14 protein-coding genes are annotated in these 13,164 nt (G+C 75.5%); 8 read left to right on the top strand and 6 right to left on the bottom strand.

The window, feature by feature from the left end:
- Positions 1-15 precede the first annotated feature (15 nt).
- Genes EV189_RS10390 through EV189_RS10380 form a run of 3 tightly spaced genes read left to right on the top strand, consistent with a single transcriptional unit; the run spans position 16 to position 2,702 of the window.
- On the top strand, positions 16-924 hold the full coding sequence (locus tag EV189_RS10390; protein ID WP_130492795.1) for a sucrase ferredoxin: 909 nt from the start codon (positions 16-18) through the stop codon (positions 922-924).
- 39 nt (positions 925-963) lie between these two features.
- Complete coding sequence (locus EV189_RS10385) at positions 964-2,214, top strand: AGE family epimerase/isomerase (RefSeq protein ID WP_130492794.1); 1,251 nt, start codon at positions 964-966, stop codon at positions 2,212-2,214.
- Positions 2,215-2,231: 17 nt separating this feature from the next.
- On the top strand, positions 2,232-2,702 hold the full coding sequence (locus tag EV189_RS10380; protein WP_130492793.1) for a hypothetical protein: 471 nt from the start codon (positions 2,232-2,234) through the stop codon (positions 2,700-2,702).
- Here EV189_RS10380 and EV189_RS10375 read toward each other — a convergent pair.
- Positions 2,674-3,396, bottom strand: coding sequence for a TetR/AcrR family transcriptional regulator (locus EV189_RS10375; protein WP_130492792.1), 723 nt, complete (start codon positions 3,394-3,396; stop codon positions 2,674-2,676). The genes EV189_RS10380 and EV189_RS10375 overlap by 29 nt on opposite strands.
- Before the next feature lie 202 nt (positions 3,397-3,598).
- On the opposite strand from EV189_RS10375, the gene EV189_RS10370 reads away from it, so the two are divergent.
- The gene (locus EV189_RS10370) at positions 3,599-5,863 is read left to right on the top strand and encodes an MMPL family transporter (protein WP_165400237.1); all 2,265 of its coding nucleotides are present in this window, start codon (positions 3,599-3,601) and stop codon (positions 5,861-5,863) included.
- A 107-nt stretch (positions 5,864-5,970) separates the two neighbouring features.
- Here EV189_RS10370 and EV189_RS10365 read toward each other — a convergent pair whose 3' ends face one another.
- The 3 genes from EV189_RS10365 to EV189_RS10355 all read right to left on the bottom strand — a co-directional run bounded on the left by EV189_RS10365 (position 5,971) and on the right by EV189_RS10355 (position 8,045).
- On the bottom strand, positions 5,971-6,390 hold the full coding sequence (locus EV189_RS10365; RefSeq protein ID WP_130492790.1) for a COX15/CtaA family protein: 420 nt from the start codon (positions 6,388-6,390) through the stop codon (positions 5,971-5,973).
- Positions 6,391-6,582: 192 nt separating this feature from the next.
- Positions 6,583-6,843, bottom strand: a complete 261-nt coding sequence (locus EV189_RS10360) for a hypothetical protein (protein WP_130492789.1) — start codon at positions 6,841-6,843, stop codon at positions 6,583-6,585.
- Entirely contained in the window at positions 6,840-8,045 is a 1,206-nt protein-coding gene (locus EV189_RS10355; RefSeq protein ID WP_165400236.1) for a PspC domain-containing protein, read from the bottom strand. The genes EV189_RS10360 and EV189_RS10355 overlap by 4 nt, the downstream gene beginning before the upstream one ends.
- Positions 8,046-8,178: 133 nt before the next feature.
- Between EV189_RS10355 and EV189_RS10350 the strand changes: the two genes are divergently transcribed.
- On the top strand, positions 8,179-9,408 hold the full coding sequence (locus tag EV189_RS10350) for an ATP-binding protein (protein ID WP_231116253.1): 1,230 nt from the start codon (positions 8,179-8,181) through the stop codon (positions 9,406-9,408).
- Entirely contained in the window at positions 9,405-10,058 is a 654-nt protein-coding gene (locus EV189_RS10345; protein ID WP_130492786.1) for a response regulator, read from the top strand. Before EV189_RS10350 ends, EV189_RS10345 begins: the two co-directional genes overlap by 4 nt.
- On the opposite strand, the gene EV189_RS10340 is transcribed toward EV189_RS10345, so the two are convergent.
- Entirely contained in the window at positions 10,055-10,882 is an 828-nt protein-coding gene (locus EV189_RS10340; RefSeq protein WP_130492785.1) for a helix-turn-helix domain-containing protein, read from the bottom strand. The genes EV189_RS10345 and EV189_RS10340 overlap by 4 nt on opposite strands.
- A 115-nt stretch (positions 10,883-10,997) precedes the next feature.
- On the opposite strand from EV189_RS10340, the gene EV189_RS10335 reads away from it, so the two are divergent.
- Together EV189_RS10335 and EV189_RS10330 are read left to right on the top strand one after the other, a co-directional pair.
- A complete protein-coding gene (locus EV189_RS10335; RefSeq protein ID WP_130493003.1) occupies positions 10,998-11,348 on the top strand; it encodes a VOC family protein in 351 nt (116 codons plus the stop codon).
- Between the two features lie 49 nt (positions 11,349-11,397).
- Positions 11,398-12,282, top strand: a complete 885-nt coding sequence (locus tag EV189_RS10330) for an aldo/keto reductase (RefSeq protein ID WP_130492784.1) — start codon at positions 11,398-11,400, stop codon at positions 12,280-12,282.
- Positions 12,283-12,517: 235 nt separating this feature from the next.
- Here the strand turns inward: EV189_RS10330 and EV189_RS10325 are convergent, their stop codons facing one another.
- Entirely contained in the window at positions 12,518-13,114 is a 597-nt protein-coding gene (locus tag EV189_RS10325; RefSeq protein ID WP_130493002.1) for a LysE family translocator, read from the bottom strand.
- Between the last annotated feature and the right edge of the window lie 50 nt (positions 13,115-13,164).

Raw genomic sequence — 13,164 nt, 5'->3', positions numbered from 1 at the left:
CACCTAGGGTGAGGCGTGCCCTCGCCCGAGCCCACCGCCTCCCGCTGCGCGGTAGCGTCCCGGGCCTCCGGGGAGTCCGGCGTCGGGACGGCCCCGCCCGTACGCCGCTGGCTGCTCCTCGAGCAGCCCGGGCCGTGGTCGCGCACCGCGCTGCAGGAGGTGCTCGCCGCGCTCCCCGGTGACGTGCGCGCGACGGTCGCCCGGCTCACGCGGGAGGCAGGGCTGCGCACGCTGCTGGTCCGCCGGCCGGGCGGTGGCGCCCTGCACGAGGGCGCGCGCCGCGTCCACCTGGGCTCCTGCGCGGGTACGGCGTCCTGGCTCGAGGCGCTGGACGTGCCCGACCTCGCTGCGCTGGCGGACGTCCCCCTCGACGCGCTGGCCGCGGGGGAGCCGCTCGGGCTCGGCGCACCGGCGGGCCCGCTCGCGCTCGTCTGCACGCACGGGACCAAGGACCTCTGCTGCGCGGTCGACGGGCGTCCTGTGGCGGCGGCGCTCGCCCAGGCGTACGGCGAGGCGGCGTGGGAGTGCTCGCACGTCGGCGGCGACCGCTTCGCGGGCAACCTCGTCGTCGCTCCCCACGGCGAGTTCCACGGGCGGGTCGAGGCCGAGGGCGGCCTCGCGACCTTCGCCGCCGCGCTCGCGGGTGAGGTGCGGCCGACGACGATGCGCGGGCGCGCGTCGTACGACCCGTGGCAGCAGACCGCCGAGGTCGAGGTCCGCGCGCAGCTCGGCCTGCTCGCCCGCGGCGACGTGGAGTGCGGGCCCGCACGGCCCGACGGCAGCACGGCGCGGGTGCCGGTCACCCTCCCGAGCGGAGGGGTCGAGGTCCTGGTCGAGCGGCGGGTCGGGCACACGCTGGAGGCCAGCCGCTGCCGGCCGGGGATGGAGCTGTTCGCGTACGAGGCCGCGCTCCCCGGTCGCTAGGCTCCGCACCGCCCCACCCCGCCGACCCGAGGGAGCGCCATGACGCCGCTGCTCCGCACGCCCGACGCCTCCTCCGGCCCCGCCACCCCCGAGCACCGCGCGGAGCTGACGGCCGAGGCCGCCAGGCTGGTCGACTTCGCCCGCAGCAGCGTCCACCCCGACGGCGGGTTCGGCTGGCTCGACGACCAGGGCCGGCTGGTGCGCGAGCACCCGGTCGAGCTGTGGTTGACCTGCCGGATGACGCACGTCGCCGCCCTCGCCCTGCTCGCGGGGGACGAGAGCACGGCCGCGCTCGTCGACGAGGGCGTGCGCGCCCTTCGCTGCCGGCTGCACGACGACGTCCACGGCGGCTGGTACGCCGCGGTGGGCCCCGACGGCCCGGTGAAGGACGCCAAGGAGTCGTACGGCCACTCCTTCGTCCTGCTGGCGGCGTCCTCCGCGCTGCGGGCCGGCCGGGACGGGGCGCGCGAGCTGCTCGACGACGCGCTCGCCGTGCACGACGCGCGGTTCTGGCGGGAGGACGACGGTCTCGTCGTCGACGTCTGGGACCGCGGCTGGACCGAGCTCGAGGACTACCGCGGCGTCAACGCCAACATGCACACCGTCGAGGCGCTGCTCGCGGTCGCCGACGTCACGGGCGACGAGCGCTACCGGCAGCGCGCGCTCCGGATCACCACCCGCGTGCTCGGCTGGGCGGCGGGCAACGACTGGCGGATCCCCGAGCACTTCGACAGCTCCTGGACCCCGCTGCCCGACTACAACCGCGCCGACCCCGGCCACCAGTTCCGCCCGTACGGCGCGACGGTGGGCCACGCGCTCGAGTGGTCGCGCCTGGCGCTGGACCTCGCCGCGGCCCTCGGGGAGCAGGCGCCGCGCGAGCTGCGCGACGGCGCGGAGCAGCTCTTCCGCGGTGCGGTCGCGGACGGCTGGGCGGCCGACGGCGCGGACGGCTTCGTCTACACCACGGACTGGGACGGGTCGCCGGTCGTCCGCCAGCGGCTGCACTGGGTCGTCGCCGAAGGCCTCGCGGCGGCCTCGAGCCTGTTCGCCGCCACGGGGGAGCCGTCCTACGCCGAGCACTACGCCACCTGGTGGGCGTACGCGCGGGAGCACCTGCTCGACCTCGAGGGCGGGTCCTGGCGCCACGAGCTCGACCCGGAGAACCGTCCCGCCGCGACGGTGTGGAGCGGCAAGCCGGACGTCTACCACGCGTACCAGGCGGTGCTCGTGCCGCGGCTTCCGCTCGCGCCGAGCTTCGCCACCGCGATCGCGGACGGGCTGCTGGACTAGGCGGCTAGCCTCGTCGGGTGGACGAGCCCGACCTGTGGCCGGATGCGCGCGAGCGCGTCGCGGAGTCGCCGGGTGGGTTCGCGGCCGCCGTGGCTGAGGCGCTGCCCGAGGCGGTCCGCCACCCCCTCTTCGGGCTCCCGGTCGTGTGCCTCCTCGACGTGCGCGCGGCCGTGCAGGACGGGCAGCCCGTGCTCTACGTCGTCTACACCCACCCGTGGTGGGACTTCCGTACGGGTCTGCGCCGCCGCCTGGTCGACGACGGGAGCCTGCCACGCTTCGACGACGGGGACCCGGCCGTCGACCTCGCGCGATCGATCGCCGTGCTCGACCTCGCCGAACCGCTGGGCCGCACCCTCCTAGAGATGGTCCCGGACTCGGGAGGCACGTGGTGGTGGGGAGACGAGCCGCTCCCCGGCGACGCGACGCTGCGCGGGCGCCCCGTGCCGCTGAGCATGCTGACTAGGGCGCCGGCCGCACCGGCTCGATGAGCCCGATGTAGCCCGCCAGGCCGCTGACCAGCCCGTCGAACATCTGCACGGTGTGCTGGCCGCTGGCCCAGTGGAAGTGCCCGTTGGCCTCGAGCGTGACGAAGCCGTGCAGGCTCGCCCAGGTGTGCAGCAGCGCCTGGGTGAGCTCGGGGGAGAGCGCAGCCGGCGGGTGCTCGACGCCCTTGCCGCGGGTCAGCTCGGCGCAGAGCTCGGGGCTCATCGGCGGCGTGAGCGGGGTGACCGGGTGCCCCAGCGCCTCGGCGTGGAGCACCGTCCCGGCGATGGCGCTGAACGCGCGGGCCGCGCCGTCCATGTGCGGGCCCTCGGCGGGGGCGGCGTACCCCGGCACCGGGAGGCCGAAGGCGAGGTTGAGCCGGGCGGTGTCAGCGAGCGCCCATCGCCGGTACGCGGCGCAGACCGCCCGGAACTCCGCCACCGGGTCCGGCTCGTGCACGTCGGCGAGGCTCTTCTCGAGCTCGTCGGCGAGGTCGGTCCAGGCGTCCTCGATCATCCCGGTCAGCAGCTCGTCACGGCCGGAGAAGTACCGGTAGAGCGCAGGCGCCGTCATGCTCATGGCGCGGGCGATGTCGGCGAAGCGGATGTTCGTCGTGCCCTGCTCGCGCATCAGGCGCAGCGCGGTCTGCTTGATCTCCGCCACCGTCGCCGCCCGGGTGATCTCGCGTCGCGTGCTCACCGCTCTCCCGTCTGCCGTCCGTCGGGTCCTCCTCGCGGAGGAGTCCTGGAGGAGGAGGCGCGTCCCTCCGGCTCCTCCTCGTACCCGACGTTAGGGCGTGTCGACCCTGTTCTTGCCTGAAAGCACTTGACAGACACTACGACATCTCGAAACAGTGATGACTCGTAACGGTACTGACAGCCCTTCCCACCCGGAGGCCCCCTTGAGCGCGTCGTCCGCTCCGCCCCGCCCGCCCGCGCCGCTCCCCACGCCGGTGCCCGGCGTGCTCGGGCGGGTGGCGTCCTTCTCCTTCCGCCGCCGGTGGAGCGTGCTCGCGCTCTGGATCGTCGCGGTCGTCGCCGCGGCCACCGCCTCCTCGCTCTGGGGCGGGTCGTTCTCGGCCGACTACACCGTCCGCGGCTCGGACTCGCGCGCCGCCACCGACCTGCTCAAGGCGCACTTCCCGAGCCAGGCCGGCGACACCATCGACATCGCCGTGCGCACCGCGGGGCCCGTCACCGCGCAGAAGGCCGAGGTGCAGCAGCTGCTCGACGGCATCCGCGCGGTCCCGCACGTCGCGGCCGTGGACGACCCGTTCACCTCGCCCGGCGACGTGTCCCAGGACGGCCGTACGGTGCTGACCCACGCGCGGCTCGACGTCACCAACCCCGTCGACATGCCGAAGGCCGACGCGCAGCGGGTGATCGACCTCGCGGTCGCGGCCTCGAAGGGCGGCACGCAGGTCGCGGTCGGCGGCCAGAGCATCGACCAGGCGCAGCAGGGGGCGATCGGCTCCGAGGGCATCGGGCTCGTCGCGGCCGCGCTCGTGCTCCTGCTCGCCTTCGGCTCGGTCGTCGCGGCCGGCCTGCCGATCCTCACCGCCGTGCTCGGCCTCGGGGTCAGCGCCAGCCTCGTGGGCGTCGTCGCGGCCATCACCGCCACTCCCGACTGGTCGACCTCGCTCGCCTCGATGATGGGCATCGGCGTCGGCATCGACTACGTCCTGCTCCTCGTCAGCCGCTACCGCGAGAACCTCGCCTCGGGCCGGGAGCCGCAGGAGGCGGTCATCGCCACGGCCGAGACCGCCGGGCGCAGCGTGCTCATCGCCGGCACCACGGTCGTCATCAGCATGCTCGGGCTGTTCGGCATGGGGCTCAGCTACATGCGCGGCGCCGCGCTGGCGACGATCGTCGCCGTGCTCGTCGTCATGCTCGCGGCGGCCACGGCCGTCCCGGCCATGCTCGGCGTCGTCGGGCGCCGCGTGAACTCCCTGCGCATCCCCTTCACCGGGCGCTCCCGGCCCGGGTCCACCGGCCTGTGGGTCCGCTGGAGCCGCACGGTGCAGCGCCGGCCGGTCGTGTTCGCCGCCCTGGGCGTCGCGGTCCTCGCCGTGCTCGCCCTGCCGCTGAGCACGCTGCGCTTCGGGTTCCCCGACTCCGGCAACGTGCCGAAGGACCGCCAGGTGCGCCAGGAGTACGACATGGCGGCCGCGGCGTTCGGCAAGGGCGCCAACGGCCCGCTGCTGCTGGCCGCTGAGCTCGGCACCAAGGGCAGCACGGCCTCGCTCGACCGGCTGACGACCGCCCTGCGCAGCACCGAGGGGGTCGCCGCGGTGACGCCGGCGACCGCGAGCCCCGACGGCACCACCGCCGTGCTCACCGTCGTGCCGACCACGGGCCCGCAGGCCTCCGCCACCGAGGACCTCGTCAAGCGGCTGCGCCACTCGGTCGTGCCCACCGCGACCCGCGGCACCGGTGACACGGTCCACGTCGGTGGTGTCACCGCCTCGGCGATCGACTCCACCGACGACGTCTCGAAGCGGCTGCCGCTGCTCGTCGCCGGCGTCGTCGGGCTCTCGATGCTGCTGCTGCTCGTCGCCTTCCGCAGCGTGGTCGTCGCGGTCAAGGCCGCGGTCATGAACCTCATCTCCATCGCCGCGGCGTACGGCGTGGTGAGCCTGGTCCTGCAGGGCGGCTGGGCGGGCAAGCTCGTCGGCATCGAGACCGCGACGCCGCTGCCGGCCTTCATCCCGGTGCTGATGTTCGCGATCCTGTTCGGGCTCTCGATGGACTACGAGGTCTTCCTGCTGAGCCGCATGCGCGAGTGGTGGGTGCGTACCGGCGACAACAGCCGCGCGGTCTCCGAGGGCCTCGCGGGCACCGGCCGGATCATCACGGCCGCCGCCGCGATCATGGTGGCCGTCTTCGCGGCCTTCGTGCCCGCGCCCGACGTCATCCTCAAGGTCATCGGCGTGGGCCTCGCGAGCGCGATCCTCATCGACGCCACCGTCGTGCGCATGCTGCTCGTCCCCGCGGTGATGCAGCTGCTGGGCACGCGCAACTGGTGGATCCCGGCCTCCTGGGACCGCCGCCTGCCCGACCCGCACATCGAGGGACGGCCGGAGTTCCACCTGCCCGAGGAGGAGCTGGCGCTCACCGCTGCTGCACTCCCCGGCCAGCGCACGGAGCGGACCGGCGCCGCGGTCTGACCGCGCACGCAACGCGCACCGCGTGCCGCCGCACGCAGCGGGCCCCCGTCGGACCGACCGGCGGGGGCCCGCTGCTGTCCCGGGGTCCTGCTCGCGCAGGGACTCGGTCAGGCGCGGCGCGACAGCGTGCGCACCGGCAGCCAGACCGCCAGGCCCATGAGGGCGAGGGCGAGCGGGAAGTGGATGGCGGTCAGCCCGCTGTGGTCGCCGATGAGCCCGCCGATGTACGCCTCGACGATGAGCAGCACGGTCAGCGCCGCGGAGCCCGCGAGCAGCTCCGGGCGGCTGCGCCGCAGCTTGAGGAACGCGACGACCGTCGCGAGGAGCGCGAGGACGATGGTGACCTCGCCGTCGATCGAGTGCACGTGCACCCACGTGTCCTCGTACTCCTTGCCCTCGTGGACGAACAGGCCGGCCCACAGCCCCTGGAGCAGGATGCCGAGGGTCGCGAGCCCGACGAGGGCGCTGAACAGCGGGTGCCGGTCGGGGTCCACCCCGGTGCGGCGGGAGTCCTGGAGCGTGGTCACGGGGGTCCTCCTGGCGGGCTGGGGTGGCGTTGGCGGTGGGTCCTACTACCAGCGTCCGTCGTGCCCCTCGTCACCGCATCCTGAACCTGCTGGGCCCGGCGACCTGGGCGACGACGCAGTGCAGCGGACCCCCACGAGGTGCACCCGGGACGGTGCACCTCGTGGGGGTCCGCTGCACGCGGGAGGACCGGGCTACCTCCGGGCCGCCCGCACCACCGCGCGCACCGCGGCGGCGAAGGCCACGAGCGCGACCCCGGCGACGAGCACGGCGGTCGTCACCCACGCGTCGACGTGCTGGTCGCGGGCGTCCGCCCCGGCGTACGTCACCCCGAGGGCGACCAGCACTGCGCCCAGCACGAGCGGCAGCGGGTCGAAGCGGTGCTGGGAGCTGCGCGGCTGCAGGGGAGGCGTCGGCTCCTCCTTGTCCAGGTCCACGGTCGGGGAGTCGCTCATCGCCGTACCTCCAGGTGTCCGATGCTCAGGTCGAGGTCGAGGTCGAGGGTCCCGGCGGAGGTGCCGGGCAGGACCAGGTGCTCGCGCAGGTGGTCGGTGCCGCCGAGGACCTCGCCGGGGAGGTCGATCTGGCCGGCGAGGCGCACCTCCGCGGTCACGTCGACCTTGGCCGTACGCGGGAGGAGCACCAGCACGCGGCCCACGCCGGAGGCGACGGCGACGTGCTGGGTGCCGCCCGTGAGCGGCAGGTCGCGCAGGTCGACGGTGGTGCTGCCGACGGCGTGCTCGTAGCGCGCGGGCACGTCGGCGGCGGAGAGCGGGTGGAACCGCACGCTGCCGACCGAGCTGCCCGTGTCGCGCAGCACGTCGTCGCGCACCGCGGTGGTGAGGACCAGCGCGGCGGCCAGCACGACGCCCAGCCCGGGGAGCAGCCCCGGCCGTCCCCACACGCTGGCGACCGCGAGGCCGCCGCCCACGCCGACGAGGAGCAGGCCGAGCACCCAGCCGGAGCCGACGGGCTCCCCGGCCGCGAGGGCCAGCACGGTCGCGGCTGCCGCGAGCAGGACCGCTCCGGTGACCGTGAGGACGAGCAGCGGTGCGGAGCGCGGCCGCGGCTGACGCGCGGGGACGGGGGGCGGCGTCCAGCCGGGGCCGGCGGCCGGGGTCGTCGGGGGCGCCGGGGGAGCGGGGAAGCCCGTCGCACGGCCGGGCGTCGCGTACGCCGTGCCGGCGGTCCGTCCGAAGGCGTCCGGCTGCCGCGGCGCCGCCGGAGGGGGTACGCGGCGGCCCTCGCCGCCCACCGCGACCACCGCGGCGAGCGCGAGCAGCGTGAGGACGACGACGAACCCGGTCGGCCCGTTGCCCAGCGTGTGCCCGAAGGCGGCGATCCCCACGACCACTCCCACGATCGGCAGGACGACCGAGGAGTCCCCCCGGCCACGGACGAGCGCCTCGGCCGGCGCCTCAGCGGCTTCCGGCTCGGCGAGCAGGAGCCAGGCGAGCGCGTACGCCAGGATCCCGGCGCCGCCGAACACCGTGAGCAGCACGAAGACGACGCGCAGCACGAGCGGGTCGATCCCCAGCCCTGCGCCGAGGCCGCCGCAGACGCCGGCGACCTTGCGGTCGGACCGGCTGCGCCGGAAGCGCGAGAGCACCGGGATCTGCGATGTTGGCGGTGGGGGTGGCGGGGCGGACTGGCTCATGGCACTGACGATGGCGGGCGGGAGGGCCCGACGACCATCGGGTGTTCCCCTGAGCCGACCCTGGTGCTCGACGCGGGCGTACCCGGGGTGCTCCCCGATGCCCCGGAGGCCCGCCGCCTGCGACCATCGGGGAGTGGACGCGGCGCACACCCCCTGGCAGCCGGCGCCCCGCCTGGTCCGGCTCCCGGACGGCGTCGGCGGCGGGGTGGCCCGTGGGCTCGCCGCGCACCTCGGCATCGACGTGCGCATCGTGCGCGCGGCCTTCGTCGTGCTGGCCTTCTGCTCGGGTGCCGGCGTCCTCGCCTACGTGCTCTTCTGGTGGCTCGCTCCCGTCGACAGCTGCGCGGAGCGGCGCCCGCGACCGCGTACGCGCGTGGTCACCGCCGCCGTGCTCGTCGCCGTCGCGCTGGCCGTCGCCGCCGGCGACGCGCTGCTCCGCTGGCTCGGCCTCACGCTCGTCGGTCCCGCGCTCTGGCCGGTCGCCGTCGTCGTGGTGGGTGTCGCGATCGTGTGGTGGCAGGCCGACGAGTCCCAGCGGGCGCGGTGGTTCGCCGTCAGCCCCGCCGACCTGCGCATGGCCCGGCTGCGCAGTGCCGCCGGCGTCCTGCTCGTCGTCGTCGGCGGGGTCGCGCTGCTCGGCTCCCACGCGGGGCTCACCGTCACCGTGCGCACGCTGGTGTCCGCGCTCGTGCTCGTCGCCGGGCTCGCGCTGGTCACCCTGCCGTACTGGGTGCGGATGGCCCGCGACCTGCAGTCCGAGCGGGCCGCGCGCGTGCGCGAGCAGGAGCGCGCCGAGGTCGCGGCGCACCTGCACGACTCGGTGCTGCAGACGCTGACGCTGATCCAGCGTCGGGTCGACGACCCGCGCGAGGTCGCGCGGCTCGCGCGGGCGCAGGAGCGCGAGCTGCGCGCGTGGCTCTACCGCCCGGAGACGGAGACGGCCGCGAGCTTCGCGGCGGCCCTCGCACGGACGCTCGCCGAGGTCGAGGACGCCCACGGGACGGCGATCGAGGTCGTGACGGTCGGCGACGCCCCGCTCGACGGGCTCGTCCCCGAGCCGGTGACCGCGGTGCTGGGCGCCGTGCGCGAGGCCGCGGTCAACGCGGCGAAGCACGGGGCGGGCGCCGCGGTCTCGGTCTACGCGGAGGTCGGGGCCGAGGCCGTCGAGGTGTGGGTGCGCGACCGCGGGCCCGGCTTCGTCCTCGCCGACGTGCCCGACGACCGGCTGGGCGTGCGCCGCTCGATCCTCGGGCGGATGGAGCGGCACGGCGGGCGCGCCACCGTACGCTCGGCGCCCGGCGAGGGCACCGAGGTCTCGCTGGTGATGCCGCTGCGGCGGAAGCAGGAGGAGGCGGCGTCATGAGCGTGCGTGTCGTGCTGGTGGACGACCACCGGATGTTCCGTACGGGCGTGCGCGCGGAGCTGCGCGAGCCCCTCGAGGTGGTCGGCGAGGCCGAGGACGCCCCCGGGGCGATCGAGGTCGTGCGCACGGCCCGGCCCGACGTCGTGCTGCTCGACGTCCACATGCCCGGTGGGGGCGGAGTCGCCGTGCTGCAGGCGCTCGCGAAGGAGCTCCCCGACGTGCGCTTCCTCGCGCTGTCGGTCTCCGACGCGCCCGAGGACGTCATCAGCGTCATCCGTGCCGGCGCCCGCGGCTACGTCACCAAGTCCATCACGGGCCCGGAGCTCACCGACGCCGTCGTCCGCGTCGCCGAGGGCGACGCCGTGTTCTCCCCGCGGCTCGCGGGCTTCGTGCTCGACGCCTTCGCGGCCGGCGGCACGGTCGAGGCGGAGCCCGTCGAGGGCGCCGACGAGGACCTCGACCGGCTCACCGCCCGCGAGCGCGAGGTGCTGCGGCTCATCGCGCGGGGCTACGCGTACAAGGAGATCGCGAAGCAGCTCTTCATCAGCATCAAGACGGTCGAGACCCACGTCTCCGCCGTGCTGCGCAAGCTCCAGCTGTCCAACCGGCACGAGCTCTCGCGCTGGGCGGCGGACCGCCGGCTGGTCTAGGGCCCGGACGCCCGGGCGCGGGCGGCGTACGTCGCGGGCGGGCAGCCGACGAGCGCGGTGAAGTGCCGGATGAGGTGGGACTGGTCGGCGTAGCCGAGCTCGGCGGCCAGCGCGCTCCAGTCCACGTCACCGCCGGAGTTGGCGGCCTCGGCGACGTCGAGCAGCCGGGCCCGCTGCAGCACCCACTTCGGTCCGACGCCCACGCAGTCGGCGAACTGCCGCTCGAGGGTCCGCAGCGTGACGCCGGCGAGCTCCGCGAGCTGCTCGGCGCGGACGAGCGAGCGGTCCACGGCCACGCGCTCGACGAGCGCCGCGAGGCGGGGTACGCGGGGGTCCCGCTCCCGGGGCAGGTCGGCCAGCCACTCGGCGAGCACGGCCGCGCCGTCCTCGGGCGGGGCGGCGAGGGCGCGCGCGGCGACCGCCCGGTCGTCCACCCCGAGCACCTCGGCCGCCGGCACCTCGCGCCCGCGCAGCGCGGAGGCCGGGCCGCGGAGGAACGGGCGGAACCCGCCCGGCCGGAAGGCGAGCGCGACCGTGCTCCCGGTCCCGGAGAGCCGCCGCTCGAACATGCGCAGGTGGATGCCGTGGACCAGCGCGCGCGGCTCACCGTCGACGACCTCGACCGCGAGGTGGACGACCGGGCGCGGGATGACCTGCTGCCGGTGCGTCCCCTGCAGGGACCAGGCGACCCACCACGCGTAGTCGACCAGCTCCGCGAGCTCGTCGGGGACGGCGCCGCGGCCGATCGCGACCCGGTCGCGCGCGCGCTCGGGGTAGAGGACTGCCGCCCGCTCGTTGCGCGACGCCACCGGCTCTGCCGCCATGGGTCCACCCTGTCGCATTCCTCCAAGCCGCGCGGGCGGCGCCGCGCGATGCTGGGGGTCCGCCGCGTACCCGGTCCGGAGGAGGACACCCGCCGTGAGCACCCCGACCCTCGCCATGGTCACCCTCGACTGCCGGGAGGTCGGCCCCGTGGCCGCGTTCTGGTCGGAGTTCCTCGGCCTCGAGACGGTGGCCAGCGGCGAGGGGTACGCGATGCTGAAGGGCCCGGACGGGCCGGCCGTCGGCTTCGGGGAGGTGGCGGACTACGCCCCACCGGCGTGGCCGAACCCGCACGGCAGCAAGCAGTTCCACTTCGACGTCGCGGTCGACGACATCGCTGAGGCGGAGGGCCGGGCGACGGCGCTGGGGGCGACGCTCGCCGACCCGCAGCCGGGCGAGACGTGGCGGGTGCTGCTGGACCCGGCCGGGCACCCGTTCTGCCTGTCGTTGCGGCAGAACTGGGGCTGAGCGCCGGTCGGGCGGTGCGCCGACGGGGTGCCGGTGGTAGGACTGGCGCATGGAGACGCGGCGACTCGGCAGGATCGGCCACCAGAGCTCGGTGCTCATCTACGGCGCGGCAGCGCTCGGCGGGGTGACGCAGGAGGTCGCCGACCGCTCGGTCCAGGAGGCGCTGGACGGGGGCATCAACCACTTCGACGTCGCGGCGAGCTACGGCGAGGCCGAGCTGCGCCTCGGCCCGTGGATGTCGCGCATCCGGGACCGCATCTTCCTCGCGACGAAGACCGGTGACCGTGACGCCGAGGCCGCGTGGGCGTCGATCAACCGCTCGCTCGAGCGGCTGCAGACCGACCGCGTCGACCTCATCCAGCTGCACGCCGTCGGCGACCTCGACGAGCTCGACGCCTGCACGCGCCCCGGTGGCGCGCTCGAGGCCGCGCTCCGCGCCAAGGACGAGGGCCTCGTGGGTGAGGTCGGCATCACCGGCCACGGGCCGCACGCCGCCGAGACGCACCTCGAGGCGCTGCGTCGGCACCCCTTCGCCACGGTCCTGACGCCGCTGAACCCGGTGCTGTGGCGCGACTCCTCGTGGCGCGCGGCGTACGAGGCGCTGGTCGCGGAGGTGCAGGCGCAGGACGTCGGCCTGATGACGATCAAGACGGTCGCGCGGCGCAACTGGCCCGGCTCGGTCGCGGGGCAGGAGCTGCCGCCGCAGGAGTACGCGACGTGGTACGAGCCGCTGGTCGAGGAGGAGCGCATCCGCGCGGCCGCCTCGTGGGTGCTCGCCCACGAGGAGATCACCGGGCTCGCCACCGCCGGCGACGTGCGGCTGCTCGGCCCGCTGCTGCGCGCCGAGGCCTCGCGCGCGCCCGTCGCCGAGGCCGAGGCCCTGCTGCGCGACGTCCCGGAGTACGCGTCGCCGTTCGTCGCGATGCCCTGGTAGGTGCCGGCGCTGCCGGTGCCGGTGCCGGTGCGGCGGGCGCCGTGCTCCGCTGGCCCGTGCTCCGCTGGCAGTTGATCAGGCTGCCGCACCAGGTGGTCGCCGTACGGACCGGATCTCGTGCTGCCGACGCCCACCTCGTACGGCCGGGCTGCCTCTTGATCGGGCAGCCTGATCAACTTCCAGCGCGCGCCGGCGTGCCGGGGCGGGTGACGGCGCGGACGGGGTCGCGGGTTGGCTACGTGGCGAGCGGCTGGGCGCGCTCGGTGGCGACGCGGACGGCGATGAACCCGAGCAGGGTGCCGGTGACCCAGCGCTGGGCCCGCAACCATGCCGGGCGCCGGGCGAGGAAGGCCGCGATCGCACCGGCGCTGAGCACGAGCACGGTGTTGACCGACATGCTCACCGCGATCTGCGTACCGCCGAGCAGGAAGCCCTGCAGCACGACGTGGCCCGCGCGGACGTCGAGGAACTGCGGGATCAGCGAGCCGTAGAGGATCGCCGCCTTGGGGTTGAGCAGGTTCGTCGTCAGCCCCATGAGGAACAGCCGTCGCGGCGAGTCGCGCGGCAGCTCGACCGGCGCGAACACCGAGGTGCCCCCGGGGCGCAGCGCCTTCCACGCCAGCCAGGCGAGGTACGCCGCGCCCGCCAGCTTCACCGTGACGTAGAGCGCCGGGACGGCGGCGAAGAGCACGGCGAGCCCGCAGGCGGCTGCCGTGAGGTACGCGAGGAACCCGACCGCGACCCCGCCGAGCGAGATGAGGCCGGCCCGCGCCCCCTGGCTGATGCTCCTCGAGACGAGGTAGAGCATGTTGGGGCCGGGCGTGAGCACCATGCCGAGCGAGACGAGCGCGACGCCGAGCACGCCGTGCAGGGGCACGCCGC

The sequence above is a fragment of the Motilibacter rhizosphaerae genome, from assembly GCF_004216915.1.
Taxonomy (GTDB): Bacteria; Actinomycetota; Actinomycetes; order Motilibacterales; family Motilibacteraceae; genus Motilibacter; species Motilibacter rhizosphaerae.
Note: the sequence above shows the minus strand (reverse complement) of the source record. Positions and strands in the feature narration are given on the sequence as shown.

Coding starts and splice junctions, on each gene's coding strand:
- EV189_RS10340 (WP_130492785.1), bottom strand. CDS start 10,882: ATGGCGGCAGAGCCGGTGGCGTCGCGCAACGAGCGGGCGGCAGTCCTC.
- EV189_RS10355 (WP_165400236.1), bottom strand. CDS start 8,045: ATGAGCCAGTCCGCCCCGCCACCCCCACCGCCAACATCGCAGATCCCG.
- EV189_RS10360 (WP_130492789.1), bottom strand. CDS start 6,843: ATGAGCGACTCCCCGACCGTGGACCTGGACAAGGAGGAGCCGACGCCT.
- EV189_RS10335 (WP_130493003.1), top strand. CDS start 10,998: ATGGTCACCCTCGACTGCCGGGAGGTCGGCCCCGTGGCCGCGTTCTGG.
- EV189_RS10345 (WP_130492786.1), top strand. CDS start 9,405: ATGAGCGTGCGTGTCGTGCTGGTGGACGACCACCGGATGTTCCGTACG.
- EV189_RS10325 (WP_130493002.1), bottom strand. CDS start 13,114: ATGGTGCTCACGCCCGGCCCCAACATGCTCTACCTCGTCTCGAGGAGC.
- EV189_RS10330 (WP_130492784.1), top strand. CDS start 11,398: ATGGAGACGCGGCGACTCGGCAGGATCGGCCACCAGAGCTCGGTGCTC.
- EV189_RS10385 (WP_130492794.1), top strand. CDS start 964: ATGACGCCGCTGCTCCGCACGCCCGACGCCTCCTCCGGCCCCGCCACC.